This window comes from Xanthobacter dioxanivorans, from assembly GCF_016807805.1.
In the GTDB taxonomy this organism is placed as follows: domain Bacteria; phylum Pseudomonadota; class Alphaproteobacteria; order Rhizobiales; family Xanthobacteraceae; genus Xanthobacter; species Xanthobacter dioxanivorans.
On sequence record NZ_CP063362.1, the window covers coordinates 4,404,181 to 4,421,076 of the forward strand.

The 16,896-nt window shown below is 68.5% G+C and carries 16 protein-coding genes, 1 pseudogene and 1 riboswitch; of the genes and pseudogenes, 12 read left to right on the forward strand and 5 right to left on the reverse strand.

Annotated features, from left to right (window positions below; genetic code table 11):
• Positions 1 to 29 precede the first annotated feature (29 nt).
• From EZH22_RS20520 to EZH22_RS20530, 4 genes and pseudogenes are all read right to left on the reverse strand, one after another.
• On the reverse strand, positions 30 to 1,082 hold the full coding sequence (locus tag EZH22_RS20520) for an extracellular solute-binding protein (protein ID WP_203192305.1): 1,053 nt from the start codon (positions 1,080 to 1,082) through the stop codon (positions 30 to 32).
• 347 nt (positions 1,083 to 1,429) lie between these two features.
• Positions 1,430 to 1,912, reverse strand: coding sequence for a bacterioferritin (bfr, locus tag EZH22_RS20525; RefSeq protein WP_203192306.1), 483 nt, complete (start codon positions 1,910 to 1,912; stop codon positions 1,430 to 1,432).
• A 141-nt stretch (positions 1,913 to 2,053) separates the two neighbouring features.
• Positions 2,054 to 2,289: pseudogene (locus tag EZH22_RS31940) on the reverse strand ((2Fe-2S)-binding protein).
• Between the two features lie 214 nt (positions 2,290 to 2,503).
• Complete coding sequence (locus tag EZH22_RS20530; RefSeq protein WP_203192307.1) at positions 2,504 to 4,852, reverse strand: PAS domain-containing protein; 2,349 nt, start codon at positions 4,850 to 4,852, stop codon at positions 2,504 to 2,506.
• 198 nt (positions 4,853 to 5,050) lie between these two features.
• Between EZH22_RS20530 and EZH22_RS20535 the strand changes: the two genes are divergently transcribed.
• From EZH22_RS20535 to EZH22_RS20580, 10 genes are all read left to right on the forward strand, one after another.
• Positions 5,051 to 5,614, forward strand: a complete 564-nt coding sequence (locus EZH22_RS20535; RefSeq protein WP_203192308.1) for a phasin family protein — start codon at positions 5,051 to 5,053, stop codon at positions 5,612 to 5,614.
• Positions 5,615 to 5,829: 215 nt separating this feature from the next.
• On the forward strand, positions 5,830 to 6,303 hold the full coding sequence (locus EZH22_RS20540; protein WP_203192309.1) for a phasin: 474 nt from the start codon (positions 5,830 to 5,832) through the stop codon (positions 6,301 to 6,303).
• Positions 6,304 to 6,418: 115 nt separating this feature from the next.
• Positions 6,419 to 7,441, forward strand: coding sequence for a lipopolysaccharide heptosyltransferase II (gene waaF, locus EZH22_RS20545; RefSeq protein WP_203192310.1), 1,023 nt, complete (start codon positions 6,419 to 6,421; stop codon positions 7,439 to 7,441).
• The gene (gene waaC / locus EZH22_RS20550) at positions 7,438 to 8,466 is read left to right on the forward strand and encodes a lipopolysaccharide heptosyltransferase I (protein WP_203192311.1); all 1,029 of its coding nucleotides are present in this window, start codon (positions 7,438 to 7,440) and stop codon (positions 8,464 to 8,466) included. The genes waaF and waaC overlap by 4 nt, the downstream gene beginning before the upstream one ends.
• Before the next feature lie 75 nt (positions 8,467 to 8,541).
• On the forward strand, positions 8,542 to 9,525 hold the full coding sequence (gene rfaD, locus EZH22_RS20555; protein WP_203196660.1) for an ADP-glyceromanno-heptose 6-epimerase: 984 nt from the start codon (positions 8,542 to 8,544) through the stop codon (positions 9,523 to 9,525).
• Positions 9,526 to 9,573: 48 nt separating this feature from the next.
• Positions 9,574 to 9,773: riboswitch (cobalamin riboswitch) on the forward strand.
• A 48-nt stretch (positions 9,774 to 9,821) separates the two neighbouring features.
• A complete protein-coding gene (locus EZH22_RS20560; protein WP_203192312.1) occupies positions 9,822 to 9,998 on the forward strand; it encodes a CbtB domain-containing protein in 177 nt (58 codons plus the stop codon).
• A gap of 13 nt (positions 9,999 to 10,011) precedes the next feature.
• Entirely contained in the window at positions 10,012 to 10,764 is a 753-nt protein-coding gene (locus EZH22_RS20565) for a CbtA family protein (protein ID WP_203192313.1), read from the forward strand.
• Positions 10,761 to 11,282 carry a bifunctional adenosylcobinamide kinase/adenosylcobinamide-phosphate guanylyltransferase gene (gene cobU / locus EZH22_RS20570; protein ID WP_203192314.1) on the forward strand — a complete coding sequence of 174 codons (522 nt, stop codon included), beginning with the start codon at positions 10,761 to 10,763 and terminating at the stop codon, positions 11,280 to 11,282. Before EZH22_RS20565 ends, cobU begins: the two co-directional genes overlap by 4 nt.
• Before the next feature lie 59 nt (positions 11,283 to 11,341).
• A complete protein-coding gene (cobO, locus tag EZH22_RS20575) occupies positions 11,342 to 11,911 on the forward strand; it encodes a cob(I)yrinic acid a,c-diamide adenosyltransferase (protein ID WP_231711561.1) in 570 nt (189 codons plus the stop codon).
• A gap of 5 nt (positions 11,912 to 11,916) precedes the next feature.
• Positions 11,917 to 13,371, forward strand: a complete 1,455-nt coding sequence (locus EZH22_RS20580; protein ID WP_203192316.1) for a cobyric acid synthase — start codon at positions 11,917 to 11,919, stop codon at positions 13,369 to 13,371.
• Here the strand turns inward: EZH22_RS20580 and cbiB are convergent.
• Positions 13,355 to 14,326, reverse strand: a complete 972-nt coding sequence (gene cbiB / locus EZH22_RS20585; RefSeq protein WP_203192317.1) for an adenosylcobinamide-phosphate synthase CbiB — start codon at positions 14,324 to 14,326, stop codon at positions 13,355 to 13,357. The two genes, EZH22_RS20580 and cbiB, sit on opposite strands and share 17 nt — an antisense overlap.
• A gap of 230 nt (positions 14,327 to 14,556) precedes the next feature.
• Between cbiB and EZH22_RS20590 the strand changes: the two genes are divergently transcribed.
• Positions 14,557 to 15,312, forward strand: a complete 756-nt coding sequence (locus tag EZH22_RS20590) for a metallophosphoesterase family protein (RefSeq protein WP_231711072.1) — start codon at positions 14,557 to 14,559, stop codon at positions 15,310 to 15,312.
• Positions 15,313 to 15,747: 435 nt separating this feature from the next.
• On the forward strand, positions 15,748 to 16,770 hold the full coding sequence (locus EZH22_RS20595) for a polysaccharide biosynthesis/export family protein (RefSeq protein ID WP_231711073.1): 1,023 nt from the start codon (positions 15,748 to 15,750) through the stop codon (positions 16,768 to 16,770).
• Positions 16,771 to 16,896 lie beyond the last annotated feature (126 nt).

Sequence of the window (16,896 nt, forward strand, 5' to 3'; positions counted from 1 at the left end):
GGTGGCGTCGGCCACGGGGCGCGTTGGGGTCAGTTGTCGAAGCCGACCTTGTCGATGAGCTCGCTGGCCCGCTTGCGGTTCTTGGCGATGTCCACCAGCGAGATGGGATCCACCTTGAGCTTGCCGAGCCCGGCGATGACGGGGTCGATGCTGGCCTCGGCGATCACGGGATATTCCATGTTCTCCCTGGCGTAGACCGCCTGCATGGCCGGGGACACCGCGAACTCGAGGAACGTGATGGCAGCGTCCTTGTGGGGTGCGTTCTTCGCCACGGCCGCGCCGGAGACGTTCACGTGAGTGCCGCCGCCGGCGAAGGTGGGCAGCAGCACGCCGATGCCGTCGCCCCACTTCTTCTGGTCCGGCCCGCCCTTGCCCGAGCGCATGAGGCCCACATAGTAGGAATTGCCGACGGCGAGGTCGCAGATGCCGCCGAGGATGTCGCGCGCGCCCTCGCGGTCGCCGCCGGCGGCCTTGCGCGCAAGGTTGGCCTTGAGGCCGCGCAGCCAGGCTTCCGTCTTCTCCTCGCCGTGATGGACGAGGAAGGCCGCGACGAGCCCCACATTGTAGGGGTGCTGCCCGGAGCGGATGCAGACCTTGCCCTTCCACCTGGGGTCGGCGAGGTCCTCGTAGGTGATGGCGTCGAGCTTCACCACGTCCTTCGCGGTGTAGACCAGGCGCGCGCGCAGCGACAGGGCATACCAGTTGCCGGCCGGATCGCGCAGGTTGGCGGGGATGGCGGCCTTCAGGGTCGGCGTCTCCACCGGCTGGGTCACGCCGGCATCGACCACGTCGAGCAGGTTGCCCACGTCCACCGTCATCAGGATGTCGGCCGGGGAGGAAGCTCCCTCCGCCTTCACCCGTTCGGCGAGACCGTCCTTGATGTAGACGCTCTTGACCTCGATGCCGGTGGCTTTGGTGAAGGCCTCGAACAGCGGGGCCGCGAGGCCGGGCTCGCGGGTGGTGTAGATGTTCACCACCTGCTGCGCGCGGGCCGGGATGGTCGGCAGCGCCGAGAGCAGGCCCGCGGCGAGCACAAGTGCGCCAGCGGCGAGAAGGCGGCGGGAAACGCGATACTCAAGCATGGGAAGTCCTCTGCGGGCGCACGCCGGCGGTAGTGGAGCAAACCTTCCAAGTTCCCTTTCCGGAACTCCCGTAGAGGTGCGCGGAGTTGGACGTCGGATTGCTCTAATCGCTAGCTTTTGCTTTGCCCTAACGTCAATGAATAAGGAGGTGAGAAAACAACATTGGAAGACGTCTAATTCTTCTTTAAAATCACTCTAATTAAAATGAACGGAACCCCGTCCGGCCGGAGAGGGGGATTGCACCATTCGCGGCGTCCGCCGTGGCGGCATCATCGCAAGCATGCCCTGAAATGCAAGAAGCCCGGCGCATGGCCGGGCTTCCGAAAAGACGTGCCTTGGACGGGTGATCAATCCTCGTCGAGCTCTCCGATGTGGTGCTGGGCGTAAAGCTGAAGTCCGAGCTTGGAGACGAGGTCGAGCTGGGTTTCCAGGAAGTCGATGTGGCCTTCCTCGTCCGCCATCAGCTCCTCGAAGAGGTCGCGGCTCGGGTAGTCCTTCACCGAATGGCAGTAGGTGGCAGCTTCCTGATAGAGGGCGCGGGCGTCCAGCTCGGCGGCGAGGTCGGCGTCGAGGATTTCCTTGACGTCCTGGCCGATCCGCAGCGGATCGAGCACCTGCATGTTGGGGAAGCCATCGAGGAACAGGATACGGTCGGTGAACTTGTCGGCGTGCACCATCTCCTCGATGGATTCCGCACGCCACTTCTTCGCCAGCGCCTTGTATCCCCAATTGTCCAGCATGCGGTAATGCAGCCAGTACTGGTTGATGGCGGTGAGCTCCGAGCGCAGGCCCCGGTTCAGGTACTCGATGACCTTGGGATCGCCCTTCATGTTTTTGCTCCTGGTGCCGTATCGGCAGGCGTGTAGTTTGGATTCAGGCTTAGACTAATTCTAATCTTCTGGCAACAGCGGTCCCGCGTTACCCGAGGATTCCTTACGGAAGGGGCAGATCCGTTCAGCTGGTTAAGTGGGCTATTCCGCCGCGACAAGACCGGTTATGGCGGCCACCGGGCAGTCTTCGGCACAGGCGCCGCAATTGTGCGCCTGAACCTGGTCCATCAAGGCCCGGATGGTGCGGGCGCAGCGCCCGCACTGGGGGAGCAGCCGAGGCAGCGGTAAACCTCACCCGGCGTGCGCAGGCTCTGGGGACCCGAAAGGGCGTCGAGAACCTGACGGTCTGAAAAGACGTTGCATGAACAAACGATCATGGTCTCGGTCCGAAACGGCTGAATTAGAAGACTTCTAAAGAGTTGTTTCTATTACACTTTTCGCAGATAGGGCCGACTTTCGTCAACTCCGGTAAAATGCGACATGGTGCTTCTGCCGGCCATGCGGAAGTCATCCCATGCCAGATTCGAGCCATTCTATTTTTAGATGCCCCGCGGGCGGTGCCCCTGCACCAGAATCGGCGAGTCGGGCCGGTCAGGGCAGGGTGAGCCGCGCGATCATGCCGCGGGTGAGATCGGGGCGCAGGCTGAACACGCCGCCCAGGGCTTCTGCCTCGGACGACAGGCGCGTCGCTCGCAACGGCCGGCCCGCGAGACTGAATCGGTCCAGCCCGGTCGCGTTCTCCAGGGGGGCCAGCGCTGCGGCGCGCGTGACTTCGTCCAGCGCTTCGCCTCCGTCGGACACCTGAAGGCAGGCCTGGCCGGCCATGTCCTCGTCGCGAAAGAGCGAAACCGCCACGGTGCCGCCGGCGGGAGTCGCTTCCACCGCTTCCTCGATCATCATGCGCACCAGGCGTGCGAGGTGGGGCACGCGAGCGGTCACGGTGAGCGCTTCGGGCAGATCCGAGCGCAACACCAGTCGCCGACGGCGGGCCGCCGGAACGAGCCCGGCAATGGCGGCCCGGACCAGATCGGTCAGATTGCAGGGACCGGGCGCTACGTCCGGCACCGGAGTGGCGAGCGCGGCGAGGTCGCCGAGGGAATGGCGCAGCGTGGACAGGGCCTGGGTCACCTCGCCCGGAAACCTATCCGTCGCGGTCGCGTGGCGCTCGGCGTACGACAAGGCGGTGTCGATGGGCTGACCCAGGCTTTCCATCATCCTGCGCGCGAGATGCGGCAGTCGATCCGGCGCCGCCTGCGTTTCGATCGGGTCGGCGACCACCGCGCTGACGACCGCGCACAGCAGGTGCTGGTCGGCGCCGGCCCGGCCGATGCCGACGCGCCCGGCAAACGTCACGCCCGTGCTGTCACGCAACGTGAGCATCACCTCTTCGGCGGCTCCGCCCGATGCCGCGCGATCAAGGGCCGCGATGGCCGCTCCCCGGTCCTCCGGAGCCACGGCGATGGTGAACGGCTCGCCGGCAAGGTCCAGCGCGGCAAAGCCGAATCGTTCCGCGGCGGCCCGGTTCGCCACGCGGATCGTGCCTTCCGCTTCCAGCAGGAAGACGGGGCAGGGGACCATGTCCAGCGCTTCGCGGCGGGCCACGGCGCGCGCCTCCCGGGCGTCGTCCACGTCGATCTGGCGGATGACGTGCAGCAAAGCGGGACGCCCCATGAACGGAGCCGCCACCAGGCGCACCTCCACCGGCAGGCGCCGTCCGTCCGCGTTCACGAGGCAGAGCGCCCCGGAAGGTTCGCGCTCCAGCACCCGCCCGAGCCCCCCGGTCGCCTTGAGGGCCGGGAGGTCGGCCCATCCAGACAAGCGGAGCAGCGTCTGGTTGGCGAAGGCAAGGTCGCCATCCTGCTGGACGATGAGCCCGACCGGCAGGCGGTCGAGCAGGTCCGTCTCCGCATGAACGGGCGCGTCGGTCGCCCCCGGCTCCGCGGGCATGAGCCCGGCTTCGGCGGCGTCCACCGACACGCCATCGGCGTCGTCGGAACCGAGCAGGGAAGGGACGGTCTTCGGCTTGGGCCAGTCCTCGATGGCGGCGGCGAGGGTGCGGGCGATCTCCCGGAAAGCGCTGCGCTCCTGCGGCGAGAGCCCGCCGCCGCGCAGCGGCACCACGTTCTGCGCGCGAATGGGGGCGTCGCCCGCGCCGACCGGCCGCGCCGGCACGGCCTCGGGCAGCGGGGCCGGCGGGATCTGCCCGCGCATCAGGCCGAATCCAAGGATGGCGCGCCGTCGCCGGGCGGAATCCATGAGCGGGACACCGCCGAGCTCGAGCTCAAGGGCGGCTTCGTCGGGTCCGAGCGGGGGCACTTCGACGGCGATGTCACTGAAGCTGCCGCCGGACGCCAACGCCGCCGCGAGTGCGCCGTTCGAGACCATGAGCCCCTCCGCCTCAAGGGCCGCGAAGGTCTGGCCAAGAATGGCCCCCGCCCGCGCGCCCAGAGCCTCAGCGAACTGGGGCGAGAGGCGACGGACGCGGTCATCGGCGTCCGTCTCGAACGAGATGCGCAGCGGGCCGGCCTGTGCGGTCGCGGCCACGGGGAGCTGATGAGGGGGAGTCTCGCGGATGCGACGCGGCAGGGCCTTGTCCGTCGTCGCCTGATCGAGGGCGCCCGGATCGGCGAACAGCACCGCCGGGCCCGACGCCAGCAGCACCGGTGCGTAGCGAAAGAGCCGGGGCACGAAGGCGCCGGGCAGAAGCAGGCGCGCGAAGCCGAAGGTCTTGATCTGGTTGCGGGACAGCCCCTTCACCGTGCGGGCAAGGGCGGCCGGCGCTTCCTCGCCCACGGCCAGCCCCAGGGCCGCACAAGCCGGCGTCGCCTCGACGATCAGCCGGGACGGCAGCGCGACGGCGAAGGAGGGGAGGTCGGTCCGCGCCAGCGGCGCCAGGGCCGCATGCGACACGAGGAGGGGGCGTGCGCTCGTCTGCGTCATCTGTTCGCGTCATCCCTTCCGCCGCGGCGCGCGGGTCCGTTGCGATCATGCGCTCCGGATTGTCATGACTATTGATTAATGTCGGTGCAATGTGAGCGAAAATTCGCCTTTCATATTGCCGAGGCGCACCCGCGCCATACTAAGATCTGTGAAGGTGCGGTTGCTTGCGCCGCCCTGACAACCCGAGGAGTGACGGCCATGACGACGAAATTCGGTCCGGACCTGGAGCTGCCTGCGGAAATGCGCGCCATCGCCGAGAAGAACGTGGCGCAGGCGCGCCAGGCCTTCGAGACGCTCTTCACCAATGCGCGCGAGGCCGTGGGCGACACCGAGGGCCGGCTGGAGGAGGTGCGCAGCGGCATCCTGGACCTGCGCCAGAAGGCCATCGGCCTGATGGAGGCCAATGTGGAGGCGAGCTTCGACTTCCTGCACAAGCTGGTCGCCGCCAAGAGCCCTCAGGAGATGTTGAGCGTGCAGGCGGAGTTCCTCACCACCCAGATGAAGTCGGTGGCGGAACAGGCCAAGAGCTTCGGTACCGAGGCGAAGTCGCTGGGTGAATCCGCCGTGCGCACGTTCGGCGAGGACGCGCGTGTCCTTGCAGAACGCCTGAAGACGCTGGCCGCCACTGCCGCCCAGAACGCCCAGAGCGCCGCGCAGGACTTCAAGAGCGTAAGCGAGACCGCCGTGCGTGATGCCAAGACCACGGCCGAGCACGCCGCCACCACCGCTGCCCAGGCCACCGATCCGAACCAGTCGCACTGATTCGGGCCGCGTTTCGGCCTCAAGTGCTTGTGCAGCGCAGAATTTCTTTTTGCGCTGCATTCTTCCCTCGGGTATAGTCGGGTGGTCGGGGATCTACTGCCACTCTTTTCGTCGTTCGGTCGTGTGGCTGCACCGTTTTCGGTGCCCCCCGTCTCGATGGCGCCGGCGGCGTGACTCGGCGCACGGATCGGCCTGCCCGCTTCATCGAGGAAGACATGAACGACACCTTCATCAAGGCCTACCAGGACCAGATCGAAGCCGCGAAAAAGGCGTTCTCCGCCAACGGCGTCCCCGGCGTGGAAGTGCCCCCGGCGGTGCGCGAGGTGGCCGAGAAGGGCCTCGCCGCCTGCAAGGAGAATTACGCCAAGCTCAAGGGTGCTGCGGACCAGGTCAACACCGCCCTTGAAGATACCTACACCACTGCCAGCAAGGGCGTGGCGCAGTATAATTCAAAGGTGTTCGAGGCGGTTCAATCGAACGTGAACTCCGCCTTTGACTACTTCAACTCGCTGCTGACTGCGAAGACGGTGGCCGAGGCCGTGGAACTTTCCACCGGCCATGCGCGCAAGCAGTTCGAGACCCTCACCGCCCAGGCGAAGGATCTCACCTCGCTGGCGCAGAAGGTCGCCGCCGAATCCGCCGAGCCGCTGAAAAGCTCGGTCGAGAAGACGATTCGTCCCGCCGCCTGACCGCCATTCGGACCTGGTCTGAAGCGGCAACCTCCGCCACGTGGGGTGCGATCGCGCTTGACGTGGCGGGTTCACCTTGCAATGACGCGGGCATCATTTCCCGCGAGCTGTTCGCATGCGTGCCCTTGGATCTGTTTCGCCCCTGCTTGTGGTCGGCCCCTCCTGGGTCGGCGACATGGTCATGGCGGCGAGCCTGGTCGAGGTATTGCGCCTGCGCGAGCCGGGGCGTCCCATCGACGTGCTGGCCCCGCCCGCCGCCCTTCCCATCGCGCGCATGATTCCCGGGGTCCGGCGGACCATTCCTCTTGGCCTTGGCCACGGCGAACTCGGCGTGCTGGCACGCTGGCGCGCTGGCCGCGCCCTGCGCAATGAAGGCTACGGCAAGGCCATCATCCTGCCCCGCGCCTTCAAGGCCGCCATCGTGCCCCTCGCGGCCGACATCCCCGAGCGGGTAGGCTACAAGGCGGAGCTTCGCAGCCCGCTGCTCACCGACGCGCGCCCCGACCCCAACCGCAAGACGGCACGCACCCTCGACCGCTTCGTCGCGCTTGGATTGCCCGTGGGCTCCATCGCCCGCGCACCCCGTCCGCGGCTGATGCTGCCGGACGGCGCCGTGGACGTGGCGACGGCCAAGTTCCCGCTGGAGGGCGAAGGGCCGGTGATGGTGCTGTGTCCCGGTGCCGAGTACGGCCCGGCGAAGCGTTGGCCCGCCGCGAAATTCGCTGCCCTTGCCGCCCTCGCGGTGAAGGCCGGCTACCGCATCCGCATCCTCGGCTCGCCCAAGGACGCGGAAGCCGCCGACGCCATCGCGGGCGGCGCGGGCGTGCCGGTGGACAATCTGGTCGGCCGAACCACCCTCATCGAGGCCGCCGCGATCCTCGCCTGCGCGGACGTGGTGGTCTCCAACGATTCCGGCCTCATGCACGTGGCCGGGGCATTCGACCGGCGGCTGGTGGTGCTCTATGGCGCCTCGTCCGAGAAGATGACGCCACCCGCCTCGCCCTTCGCCCGCGTGCTGGCGCGCGACCTGCCGTGCCGCCCGTGCCACAAGCGGGAATGCCCGCTGAAGACCCTCGCCTGCCTTGAGGGCATTGCCGCCGAGGAGGTCCTGGCAGCCGCCGAGCATCTGCGCCGATGAAGGTGCTGCTGGTGAAGCTGTCCTCGCTGGGCGACGTGGTGCACACGTTCCCGGCGCTGACGGACGCGCGCACCGCCATCCCCGGCCTTGAGCTGGACTGGGCGGTGGAGGAGGCCTTCGCCCCCGTCGCGCGGCTGCATCCGGCGGTGCGGAACGTGATCACGGTGCCCCTGCGCCGGCTCCTGCGCAATCCGCTCGCGGCGTTCCGAGGTGGGGAGGTGGCGCGCATCCGGGCGGCGCTTGCGGCGGAGCCCTACGATCTGGTCATCGATGCCCAGGGGCTGATGAAGAGCGCCGCCGTCGCCGCCCTCGCCCGCGGTCCCCGTCACGGCTTCGACCGGGCGAGCGCGCGCGAAACCGCCGCGGCGCTGACTTATTCCCGCCGCCACCACGTGCCCGAGGTGGAGCACATGGCGGTGCGCATCCGCAAGCTGTTCGCCGCCGCGCTCGGCTATGGCCTCGAAGGCCGGCCGGCCGATGCGGGCCTGCGGCCGGCACCGGTGGATGGCGCGCCCTATCTGGTCTTTCTGCACGGCACCACCTGGCCCACCAAGACCTGGAGCCTGGCCGGGTGGCGCGCCTTGGCCGACCTTGCGGGCGCGGCCGGGCTCGAGGTGGTGCTCTTCGCCCACGGGCCGCAGGAGCGGGCGCGGGCGGATGCCATCGCCGAGGGGTTGCCGCAGGTGCGGCTCCTTCCGCCCCAGACGCTTGAAACCCTTGCCCCGGTCATCGCCGGTGCCGCCGGGGTGGTCAGCGTCGATACCGGGCTTGGCCACCTGGCCGCCGCCTGCGGGGTGCCGACAGTGGGTCTGTATGGCCCCACCGATCCGCGCCTGACCGGCCTTTATGGGCCGCGCGCGCTGGAGCTGAAGGCACGCCGGCCCTGTGCGCCATGCGAAAAGGCGGTCTGCCGCATCGCGCCGGAAACCCGGGAGGGGCCGCCTTGCCTCGCGGACATCGCCGCCGTCGAGGTATGGAACGCGCTCACCCGCCTGCGCGCCGGTGCCGCGATGGACAAGGCCTGAGCCGGCATGGCACACGGGGCTCCCGACAGACGAGGGGAGCCCGACATGACCCGACCGGTGGCGCTGAGCCGCGACCTGCTCCTCGTGACCGGCGGTGCCGGCTTCATCGGATCGAACATCGCCCGCGCCGCCGCCGAGGATGGCTACCGCGTGGTGGTGGCCGACTGGCTGGAAGACGGCCCCAAGTGGCGCAACATCGCCGATATCCCACTCCATGACGTGATCCGGCCCGAGTCGGTCAACGCCTTCGTGGAGAAGGAGGGGGGCCGCCTCACCGCGGTGGTGCACATGGGCGCCATCTCCGCCACCACGGAGCGCGACGCGGACAAGATCGTCGCGCGCAACATTCGCGCCAGCCTGGACCTGTGGGAGTTGTGCGCGCGCAAGGCGCTGGGCCTCATCTACGCCTCCTCCGCGGCCACCTACGGCGACGGCGCCGACGGCTTCGTGGATGCGGAGGAGGCCGCGGCGCTCGCGGCCCTTGCCCCGCTCAATCCCTACGGCTGGTCGAAGCTGTTCGTGGACCGGCGCGTTATGGCCGACGTGGCGGAAGGCCGGCCGCGCCCGCCGCAGTTCGCGGGGCTGCGCTTCTTCAACGTCTACGGCCCCGGCGAGGCGCACAAGGGCGACATGCGCTCCGTGGTGCACAAGATCTATCCAGCGGCGGCGGCGGGCGAGAGCGTCACGCTGTTCAAGTCGCATGACCCGCGCTACCCGGATGGCGGGCAGTTGCGCGACTTCGTCCACGTGTCCGACTGCGTGGAGGTGGTGCGGTGGCTGCTCGAAAGCCCGGACGTCTCCGGCATCTTCAACGTGGGCACCGGCGTGGCGCGTTCCTTCGCGGACCTCGCCAACGCGGTGTTCTCGGCGCTCGGCATCGCGCCGGACATCACCTATGTGGACATGCCGGAGAGCCTGCAGAAGGCGTACCAGTATTTCACGCAGGCCGACGTTGCCAAGCTGCGCTCGGCCGGTTTCACGCGCCCCTTCACCTCGCTGGAGGACGGTGTCGCGGCATATGTGAACGGCCACCTGAAGCCGCGAAACGCGGTGACGTGAGACACCCTGCGCCCCCGACGGCGCGGTTGCGATGCGCTGCGGGAGGCTTATAGTCGCGGTGTCGTCGGTGTCCGCCCCCCGGGCGGACGAAAAGGGAATGCGGTGCGGGCCTTGGGCCCAAAGCCGCGGCTGCCCCCGCAACTGTCGGCGGTGAGCGGACCTGCAAGAGGCCACTGGAGCAATCCGGGAAGGCGCAGGCGCCGTGATGAACCGCGAGCCAGGAGACCTGCCGACGCGCATCGCCCGTTCAGGGCATCACCACCGGGTCCTCGGCGGGAGGATCGAAAGGGTTGGACATGACGACGCGCACAGACTCCCTCGTTCAGGCCGGGCTTGCCTCCCGCGCCGTCCAGATCACGTTCGCGGGCCTGCTCGGCCTGTTCATCATCGTCGGCACGGGCTTCACCAGCCTGCCGGCCCTGCACAATGCGGCGCACGATTATCGCCATTCCACCGGCTTTCCCTGCCACTGAGGGGAAAACCATCATGGCTATCTTTCGCGCCCTCGTGTTCGCGGCGGCGATCAGCGGACTTTTGGCCGGCCTCCTGCTGGCCGTGATGCAGCAGACCGCAACCGTTCCGCTTATCCTCAAGGCCGAGACCTACGAGGAAGCAGCCCCGCCTGCGGTCCATGACCATGCCTCCCATGACCATGCCGCCCAAGACCATTCCGATCCCGGCCCGGCTGGTGCCGGCCAGGTGGCCGCCGGCCATGACCATGCGGACGAATGGACCCCCGCGGAGGGGATGGAGCGCCTGCTCTACACCGCCCTTGCCAACGTGGTGGGCGCAGCGGGCTTCGCGCTGCTGCTCCTTGCTGTCTCGGAGGCCGCCGGCGGCCTCTCCGGATGGCGGGACGGGCTCGCCTGGGGCCTTGCCGCTTTCGCCGCCGTTGCGCTGGCGCCGAGCATCAGCCTTCCTCCGGAACTGCCCGCCATGCCGGCGGCGGACCTCCTCGCTCGTCAGGCATGGTGGGTCGGCACGGTGGTGGCGACGGGCGCCGGCATCGCGCTGCTGGTCTATGGCCGCTCGCTGCCGCTGGCGGCGCTCGCCGTCGGTCTCATCGTGCTGCCCCATCTGGTGGGCGCGCCCCAGCCGGCGAGCCACGACAGCCCGGTGCCCCACGCCCTCGCCCAGAGCTTTGCGGTGACGGTGGTGGTCACGAGCTTCGTGTTCTGGGCGGTGCTCGGTGCCCTCGCCGGGTTCCTGCGGCAGCATTTCACCCGGCGCGCCGCTTGAGCGGTGGCCTCGTCCTCGTCCTCGGCGGCGCGCGCTCCGGCAAGAGCCGCTTCGCCGAGGCCGAGGTGGAGCGCCGGCCGGCCCCCTGGGCCTATGTCGCCACCGCCGAGGCGCGGGACGCCGAGATGGAGGCGCGCATCGCCCACCACCGCGCCCGCCGGAGCGTGGGGTGGGAGACGCATGATGCGCCCCTCGATCTCGCCGGGCTTCTGGCGAAGCTCCCGCCGGAGCAGCCGGTGCTGGTGGACTGCCTGACCCTGTGGCTCACCAACCATCTGCTCGCCGAACATGACCTGTCGACCGAGGGGGCGGTGCTGGAGCAGGCGCTGGCGGCGCGGCGCGGCCTCACGGTCTGCGTCGCCAACGAAGTGGGCTTCGGCATCGTCCCGGACAACGCGCTGGCCCGTCGCTTCCGTGACGCCGCGGGCCTGCTCAACCAGCGCCTCGCCCGCAGCGCCCGGCGCGTTGTGCTGGTGGTGGCCGGCCTGCCCCTCATCGTGAAGGACGAAACGCCGTGACCGATCCCGCACCGCCCGCCGCCGCGGAGGCGGCCGAAGCCGCCCGCCATCGCGCGAAGATGGCCAAGCGCAAGGCCGTGCAGGACCGGGAAGTGGCCGGCAAGACCGTCGAGAAGGGCCTGCTCATCGTCCATACCGGCCCCGGCAAGGGGAAAAGCACCGCGGCGTTCGGTTTGGCCTTGCGCATGCTCGGGCGGGGCGGGCGCGTGGGCGTGGTGCAGTTCATCAAGGGCGCCTGGCAGACCGGGGAGGCCGAGGCGTTTTCCGCGTTCGGGGACAAGGTCGTCTGGCACACCATGGGCGAAGGCTTCACCTGGGAGACGCAGGACCTCGTCCGCGACCGCGCCGCCGCCGCCCGCGCCTTCGAGCGGGTGCGGGAGCTGATGGCGGATGACAGCATCGACCTGCTGGTGCTCGATGAGCTCAACATCGCCCTGCGCTACGACTATCTCGACCTCGCCGACGTGGTGGCGACCCTCACCAACCGCCGCCCCGGCCTGCACGTGGTGGTGACCGGGCGCAATGCGAAGCCGGAGCTGGTTGCCGCCGCTGACCTCGTGACCGAGATGGGCCTGGTGAAGCATCATTTTGCCGCCGGCGTGAAAGCGCAGGCCGGCATCGAGTTCTGACCTCCATGGCGCGCGCGCTCATGTTCCAGGGCACCGGCTCCGACGTGGGCAAGTCCCTGCTCGTTGCCGGCCTTGCGCGGGCCTTCACCCTGCGCGGGCTCAAGGTGCGGCCGTTCAAGCCGCAGAACATGTCCAACAATGCAGCGGTGACGGCGGACGGCGGCGAGATCGGCCGGGCGCAGGCGCTTCAGGCGCAGGCGGCGCGCGTTCCTTCGAGCGTGCACATGAACCCGGTCCTGCTCAAGCCGCAGGGCGAGAGCGGCGCCCAGGTGGTGGTGCAGGGCCGCGTGCACGGCACGGCGAAGGCCGCCGCCTACCAGGGCATGAAGCCCTCCCTCCTGCCGTTCGTGCTGGAGAGCTTCGGCCGGCTGAAGGCGGAGGCCGATCTGGTGCTGGTGGAGGGCGCCGGCAGTGCCTCCGAAGTAAACCTGCGGACCGGCGACATCGCCAACATGGGTTTCGCGCGGGCGGCGGACGTGCCGGTGGTGGTCATCGGCGACATCGACCGCGGCGGCGTCATCGCCAGCCTCGTCGGTACCAAAGTGGTGGTCGACCCCGCCGACGCGGCCCTGATCGCCGGTTTCGTGGTGAACCGGTTCCGTGGCGATCCGAGCCTCTTTTCCGCGGGCATGGCGCTGATCGCCGAGAAGACCGGCTGGGCCGCGCTCGGGCTGGTGCCGCATTTCGCCGACGCCGCCCGCCTGCCGGCGGAGGACGCCCTTGCCTTGTCCGCCCCGCCCGCGCCGAACCCCGGTGCAACCGTGCGGATCTGCGTGCCGATCCTGCCCCATGTCTCCAATTTCGACGATCTCGACCCGCTCGACGCGGAGCCCCAGGTGGAGGTGAGCCGCATCCGCCCGCATGAGACGCTCCCGCCCGACACAGATCTCGTCCTCCTCATCGGCTCCAAGGCCACCATCGCCGACCTCGCGGCGCTGAAGGCTGAGGGCCTGCACCACGACATCCTCGCCTTCGCGCGGCGCGGCGGGCGCGTGCTCGGCCTGTGCGGCGGCTACCAGATGCTGGGAGAAACCATCGCCGATCCGGAAGGGGTCGAGGGGGAGCCCCGAATCGCGCGCGGGCTCGGGCTGTTGAAGGCCCATACGGTGCTGTCGGGCGAAAAGCGGCTGGAGGAGGTGACGGGGACCGCCGCTGGCGCCGTCTTTTCGGGTTACGAGATGCATATGGGCATCACCGCCGGCACGGATACGCAGCGCCCGTTCGCCATGCTCTCCGACGGTCGGGCCGACGGCGCAATCGCCGCCTCCGGGCGGGTCGCCGGGACCTACGTGCACGGCCTGTTTGCCTCGGACGCCTTCCGCCGGTCGTGGCTGGAGGGGCTTGGGGCTGAGGATACCGGCGTGGCCTACGAACGGGAGGTGGAGGCGACGCTCGATCGCCTCGCGGCGCACCTCGAGGGGCATCTCGACCTCGACCGCCTCCTCAGCCTGGCACGATGAACGGCAGGGCGGCGCCGGCCAGCACGATGAGCATCAGCATTGCATCCGCCCGCCGATAGAGCCGGAGGGCGGCCCGCACGTCCGCGGCGGTCACCTCGCTGCGTCCGTTGCCCATGTAGGCGTCCTCGGTGAGGACGCCGGCATAGACCTTCGGTCCGTTCAGCTTCAGGCCCAGCGCGCCGGCCATGGCCGCCTCCGACCAGCCCGCATTGGGCGAACGGTGACGCGGGGCATCGCGCAGCATGGCCTGCCGGGCTGCCCGCGCATCGGCTCCCGGCGTCACGGCGGCGGCGGCGATGAGCAGCATGCCGGCAAGGCGCGAGGCCGGCAGGTTCACGTAGTCATCGGTGCGGGCCGAGGCCCAGCCGAAGGCGGCGTGCCGGGCGGTGAGGTGGCCGATCATGCTGTCGGCGGTGTTCAGCGCCTTGTAGGCCGCGCCTCCAGCCAGCCCGGCGACGCACATCCAGAGGGTGGGCGCGACCACGCCGTCGGAGAAGTTCTCCGCCAGGCTCTCGATAGCGGCGCGGGCGACGCCGGCTTCGTCCAGCGTCTGGGGATCGCGCCCCACGATGTGGCTCACCGCCGCGCGCGCGGCATCGAGCCCCTCAACTTCGAGCGCCTGCGCGACGCGCGCCACATGCCAGTGCAGGGAGCGCTGGGCGATGAAGGTGCTGCCGACGAGGCCGATGAGAACAAGCCCGAAGGGCAGGGGGCGAAGCAGCCATTCAAGGGCGAGGGCGGGGGCTGCCGCCCCGACCAGCACGACCAGCAGGGCGAAAATGCCGAGCAGGCGACGTCCGGAGGCGGAGACGCCGGGCCGGTTCAAGCCATGGTCAAGGACGACGATGAGACGGCCGATCCAGATCACCGGATGGCCGATGCGCCGCACCAGCCATGCCGGATAGCCGAGCAGAGCCTCCAGCGCCATGGAGAGCGCTGCCACGTCGAACGCCATCGAGAGTCCTTCCCCAACGTACCGGCCATCCGCAAGCTTGGCCGCTTTCCTCGAATCACAGGCCCGTGAAAGGAGGTAAGCCAAAGCCCGCGTGCGCCCCTGCCGGGATGCTGCATCGCAATAATGACTTCGCAAAAATCAAAATGTCATGTTAATGTAAAGTCTTCTAGCGGTTTGCAAGGCGCCGTGCCAGCACGGTGGGGCGCTGGGCCGGCACGGCGGGTAGTGTCATGAATATGCTGAAGCCCCGACCCCAGGTTGCTCCCGAAGTCCTGCACGAGCCGGTGGCTCCGATCGTGCCTGACGATGTGCGCATCTACGCCGTGGGCGACGTGCACGGGCGCCTCGATCTCCTGACCACTCTTCAGGCGGCCATCGACGAGGACATGGAGGCCCATCCAGGTCCCGCGTGCATGGAGATCTATCTCGGGGACTACGTGGATCGCGGGGCACACTCCGCCGGTGTCCTCGATACCCTGATGGAGCGGGCGAATCATCGCCGTGTCGTCTGCCTTTCCGGCAACCATGAAGCGGTGATGCTCGATGCCATGGCCTCCCAGGAGGCCTTCTCCCACTGGCTGCGGATGGGCGGGCTCGAAACGGTCTTTTCCTACCTTCCGGCGGCTCCGGGGATCGAGGAAGCGCAGCTGTGGCTCGACTGGCGCAGCGCCGTGCCGCAGGAGCACGTGGCCTTTCTGCGCCGTCTCTCAACCAATTACGTGTGCGGCAACTATCTGTTCGTCCATGCAGGCCTGCGCCCGGGCATCCCGCTCGAGGCGCAGCGGCGGGAAGACATGCTGTGGATCCGGCGGGAGTTCCTCGACTGCCCCGACTGGTTCGGCCATTGCGTCGTCCACGGCCACACGCCCATGCGCGATGCGGAGGTTCTCGGCAATCGAATCAACATCGATACCGGGGCCTATGCAACCGGGCACCTCACCTGCCTGGTACTCGAGGGTGCCGATCGCTTCCTCATCGCCACGTGAGGCTGCCTCGCTTTCCGTTGGATCACTTAAGCCCATGCACGGCTTGAGGTTTAGTGGCGCAACCTGAGCGGGAGCGCTCGGGTGCGATCCTCAAAGCTGATTTTGCACCCTGTTTTGCGGTATCATGATACGATGCCACCTGTTGCGAAGAAACTACAAGGCCTTCCAAACGCCAGCGCCCACGGGCTTTCACCCCCTTTCTGAATTTTCGCGAGATGCCCCCCGTGTTATGGCGTGGTCAATGCTTTCGCTGGGGATTTCGTAGTGCACACTTTCCAGAACGGCTGGCTCGGACGCCTTCGGATCGCCGGTTGCATTGCCGCTGCAGCTTTGCTCGCGGGATGCAATCTTCTTCCGGCTTCGGGGCCCTATAGCGCGGAAGTACGCAATCCGCAGACGCAGGACACCGATGGTGTCGGCTACAAGCTGGTCCCGATGACGGCCAGCGTCGTCCGGGTTCTGTCCCAGCTGGACGGGGAAGGCCTCATCGGCACCTTCCGCAACGACCGCCGCCCCATCCCGGACGTGAAGATCGGAATCGGCGACCTCGTGGGCGTTTCGATCTTCGAGGCGTCCGCCGGCGGCCTGTTCATCCCGGCGGAAGCGGCCTCGCGCGCCGGTAACTTCGTCGACATTCCCACACAGCAGGTGGACAGCACCGGATCTATCTCGGTTCCGTATGCCGGCCAGCTGAGGGTCGCGGGCCTGCGCCCCTCGCAGGTGGAAAAAGAGATCATCGACCGTCTTCGCAACCGGGCCATCGATCCTCAGGCCGTGGTGACGGTGAAGGAGCAGCGCTCCAACACGGTGACCGTTCTCGGCGAGGTGGACGCGCCCATCAAGTTCCCGCTGACCGCGAACGGCGAGCGCGTTCTCGACGCCATCAGCCGCGCCGGCGCCACGCAGAACAAGGGCTACGACATGTTCGTGACCCTGCAGCGCGGCGGGCGCGAAGCCACCATCAGCTTCAACCGGCTGATCCGCGATCCGGTCAACAACATCTATCTGCAGCCGTCCGACACCATCTACATCTACGGCCGCGCGCGCACGTTCCTCGCCTTCGGTGCCTCGGGCAAGCAGGGACAGTTCAACTTCAGCGACGATGCGATCAGCCTCAGCGAGGCGGTGGCCAAGGCCGAGGGCCTGGTGGATGCGCAGGCGGACCCGCAGTCCGTCTTCATGTTCCGCCTGGAGAACCGCTCGACTCTGGAGCGCATGGGCGTGGACGTGTCCGATATTCCCACCGAAGGCAAGGTGCCCACCATCTACACGGTGAACTACCGGGAGCCGACCGGCTTCCTGCTGACCACCAAGGTGCCCATGCGCAACAAGGACATCATCTATATCGGCAATGCCGGTTCGGTGGAGATCACCAAGTTCCTGAACCTCGTGCTCCTCGGCGCCACCACGGCGCGGGAAATCGCGGACGCGAACTCCATCCTGTACGGCCCGAACTGAGCGGGAGCGGCGCCGGGTTTCCGGCGCCCGTCAGCCTCGGAAGTGCTCGCGCCCCGGCTTTGCCGGGGCGCTTTCGTATGAAGCGCCTGCATCCCGGCGCGTCGGGGCGGCGTTGCGAGAATGCAG

Bases quoted from the DNA above. Each gene is read 5' to 3' on its own strand.
- waaF (WP_203192310.1), top strand. From the start codon at position 6,419: ATGCGTGCCCTTGGATCTGTTTCGCCCCTGCTTGTGGTCGGCCCCTCC.
- waaC (WP_203192311.1), top strand. From the start codon at position 7,438: ATGAAGGTGCTGCTGGTGAAGCTGTCCTCGCTGGGCGACGTGGTGCAC.
- cobO (WP_231711561.1), top strand. From the start codon at position 11,342: ATGGCCAAGCGCAAGGCCGTGCAGGACCGGGAAGTGGCCGGCAAGACC.
- EZH22_RS20580 (WP_203192316.1), top strand. From the start codon at position 11,917: ATGGCGCGCGCGCTCATGTTCCAGGGCACCGGCTCCGACGTGGGCAAG.
- EZH22_RS20595 (WP_231711073.1), top strand. From the start codon at position 15,748: ATGACGGCCAGCGTCGTCCGGGTTCTGTCCCAGCTGGACGGGGAAGGC.
- EZH22_RS20540 (WP_203192309.1), top strand. From the start codon at position 5,830: ATGAACGACACCTTCATCAAGGCCTACCAGGACCAGATCGAAGCCGCG.
- EZH22_RS20520 (WP_203192305.1), bottom strand. From the start codon at position 1,082: ATGCTTGAGTATCGCGTTTCCCGCCGCCTTCTCGCCGCTGGCGCACTT.
- bfr (WP_203192306.1), bottom strand. From the start codon at position 1,912: ATGAAGGGCGATCCCAAGGTCATCGAGTACCTGAACCGGGGCCTGCGC.
- EZH22_RS20590 (WP_231711072.1), top strand. From the start codon at position 14,557: ATGAATATGCTGAAGCCCCGACCCCAGGTTGCTCCCGAAGTCCTGCAC.
- EZH22_RS20560 (WP_203192312.1), top strand. From the start codon at position 9,822: ATGACGACGCGCACAGACTCCCTCGTTCAGGCCGGGCTTGCCTCCCGC.
- cbiB (WP_203192317.1), bottom strand. From the start codon at position 14,326: ATGGCGTTCGACGTGGCAGCGCTCTCCATGGCGCTGGAGGCTCTGCTC.
- EZH22_RS20565 (WP_203192313.1), top strand. From the start codon at position 10,012: ATGGCTATCTTTCGCGCCCTCGTGTTCGCGGCGGCGATCAGCGGACTT.
- EZH22_RS20535 (WP_203192308.1), top strand. From the start codon at position 5,051: ATGACGACGAAATTCGGTCCGGACCTGGAGCTGCCTGCGGAAATGCGC.
- EZH22_RS20530 (WP_203192307.1), bottom strand. From the start codon at position 4,852: ATGACGCAGACGAGCGCACGCCCCCTCCTCGTGTCGCATGCGGCCCTG.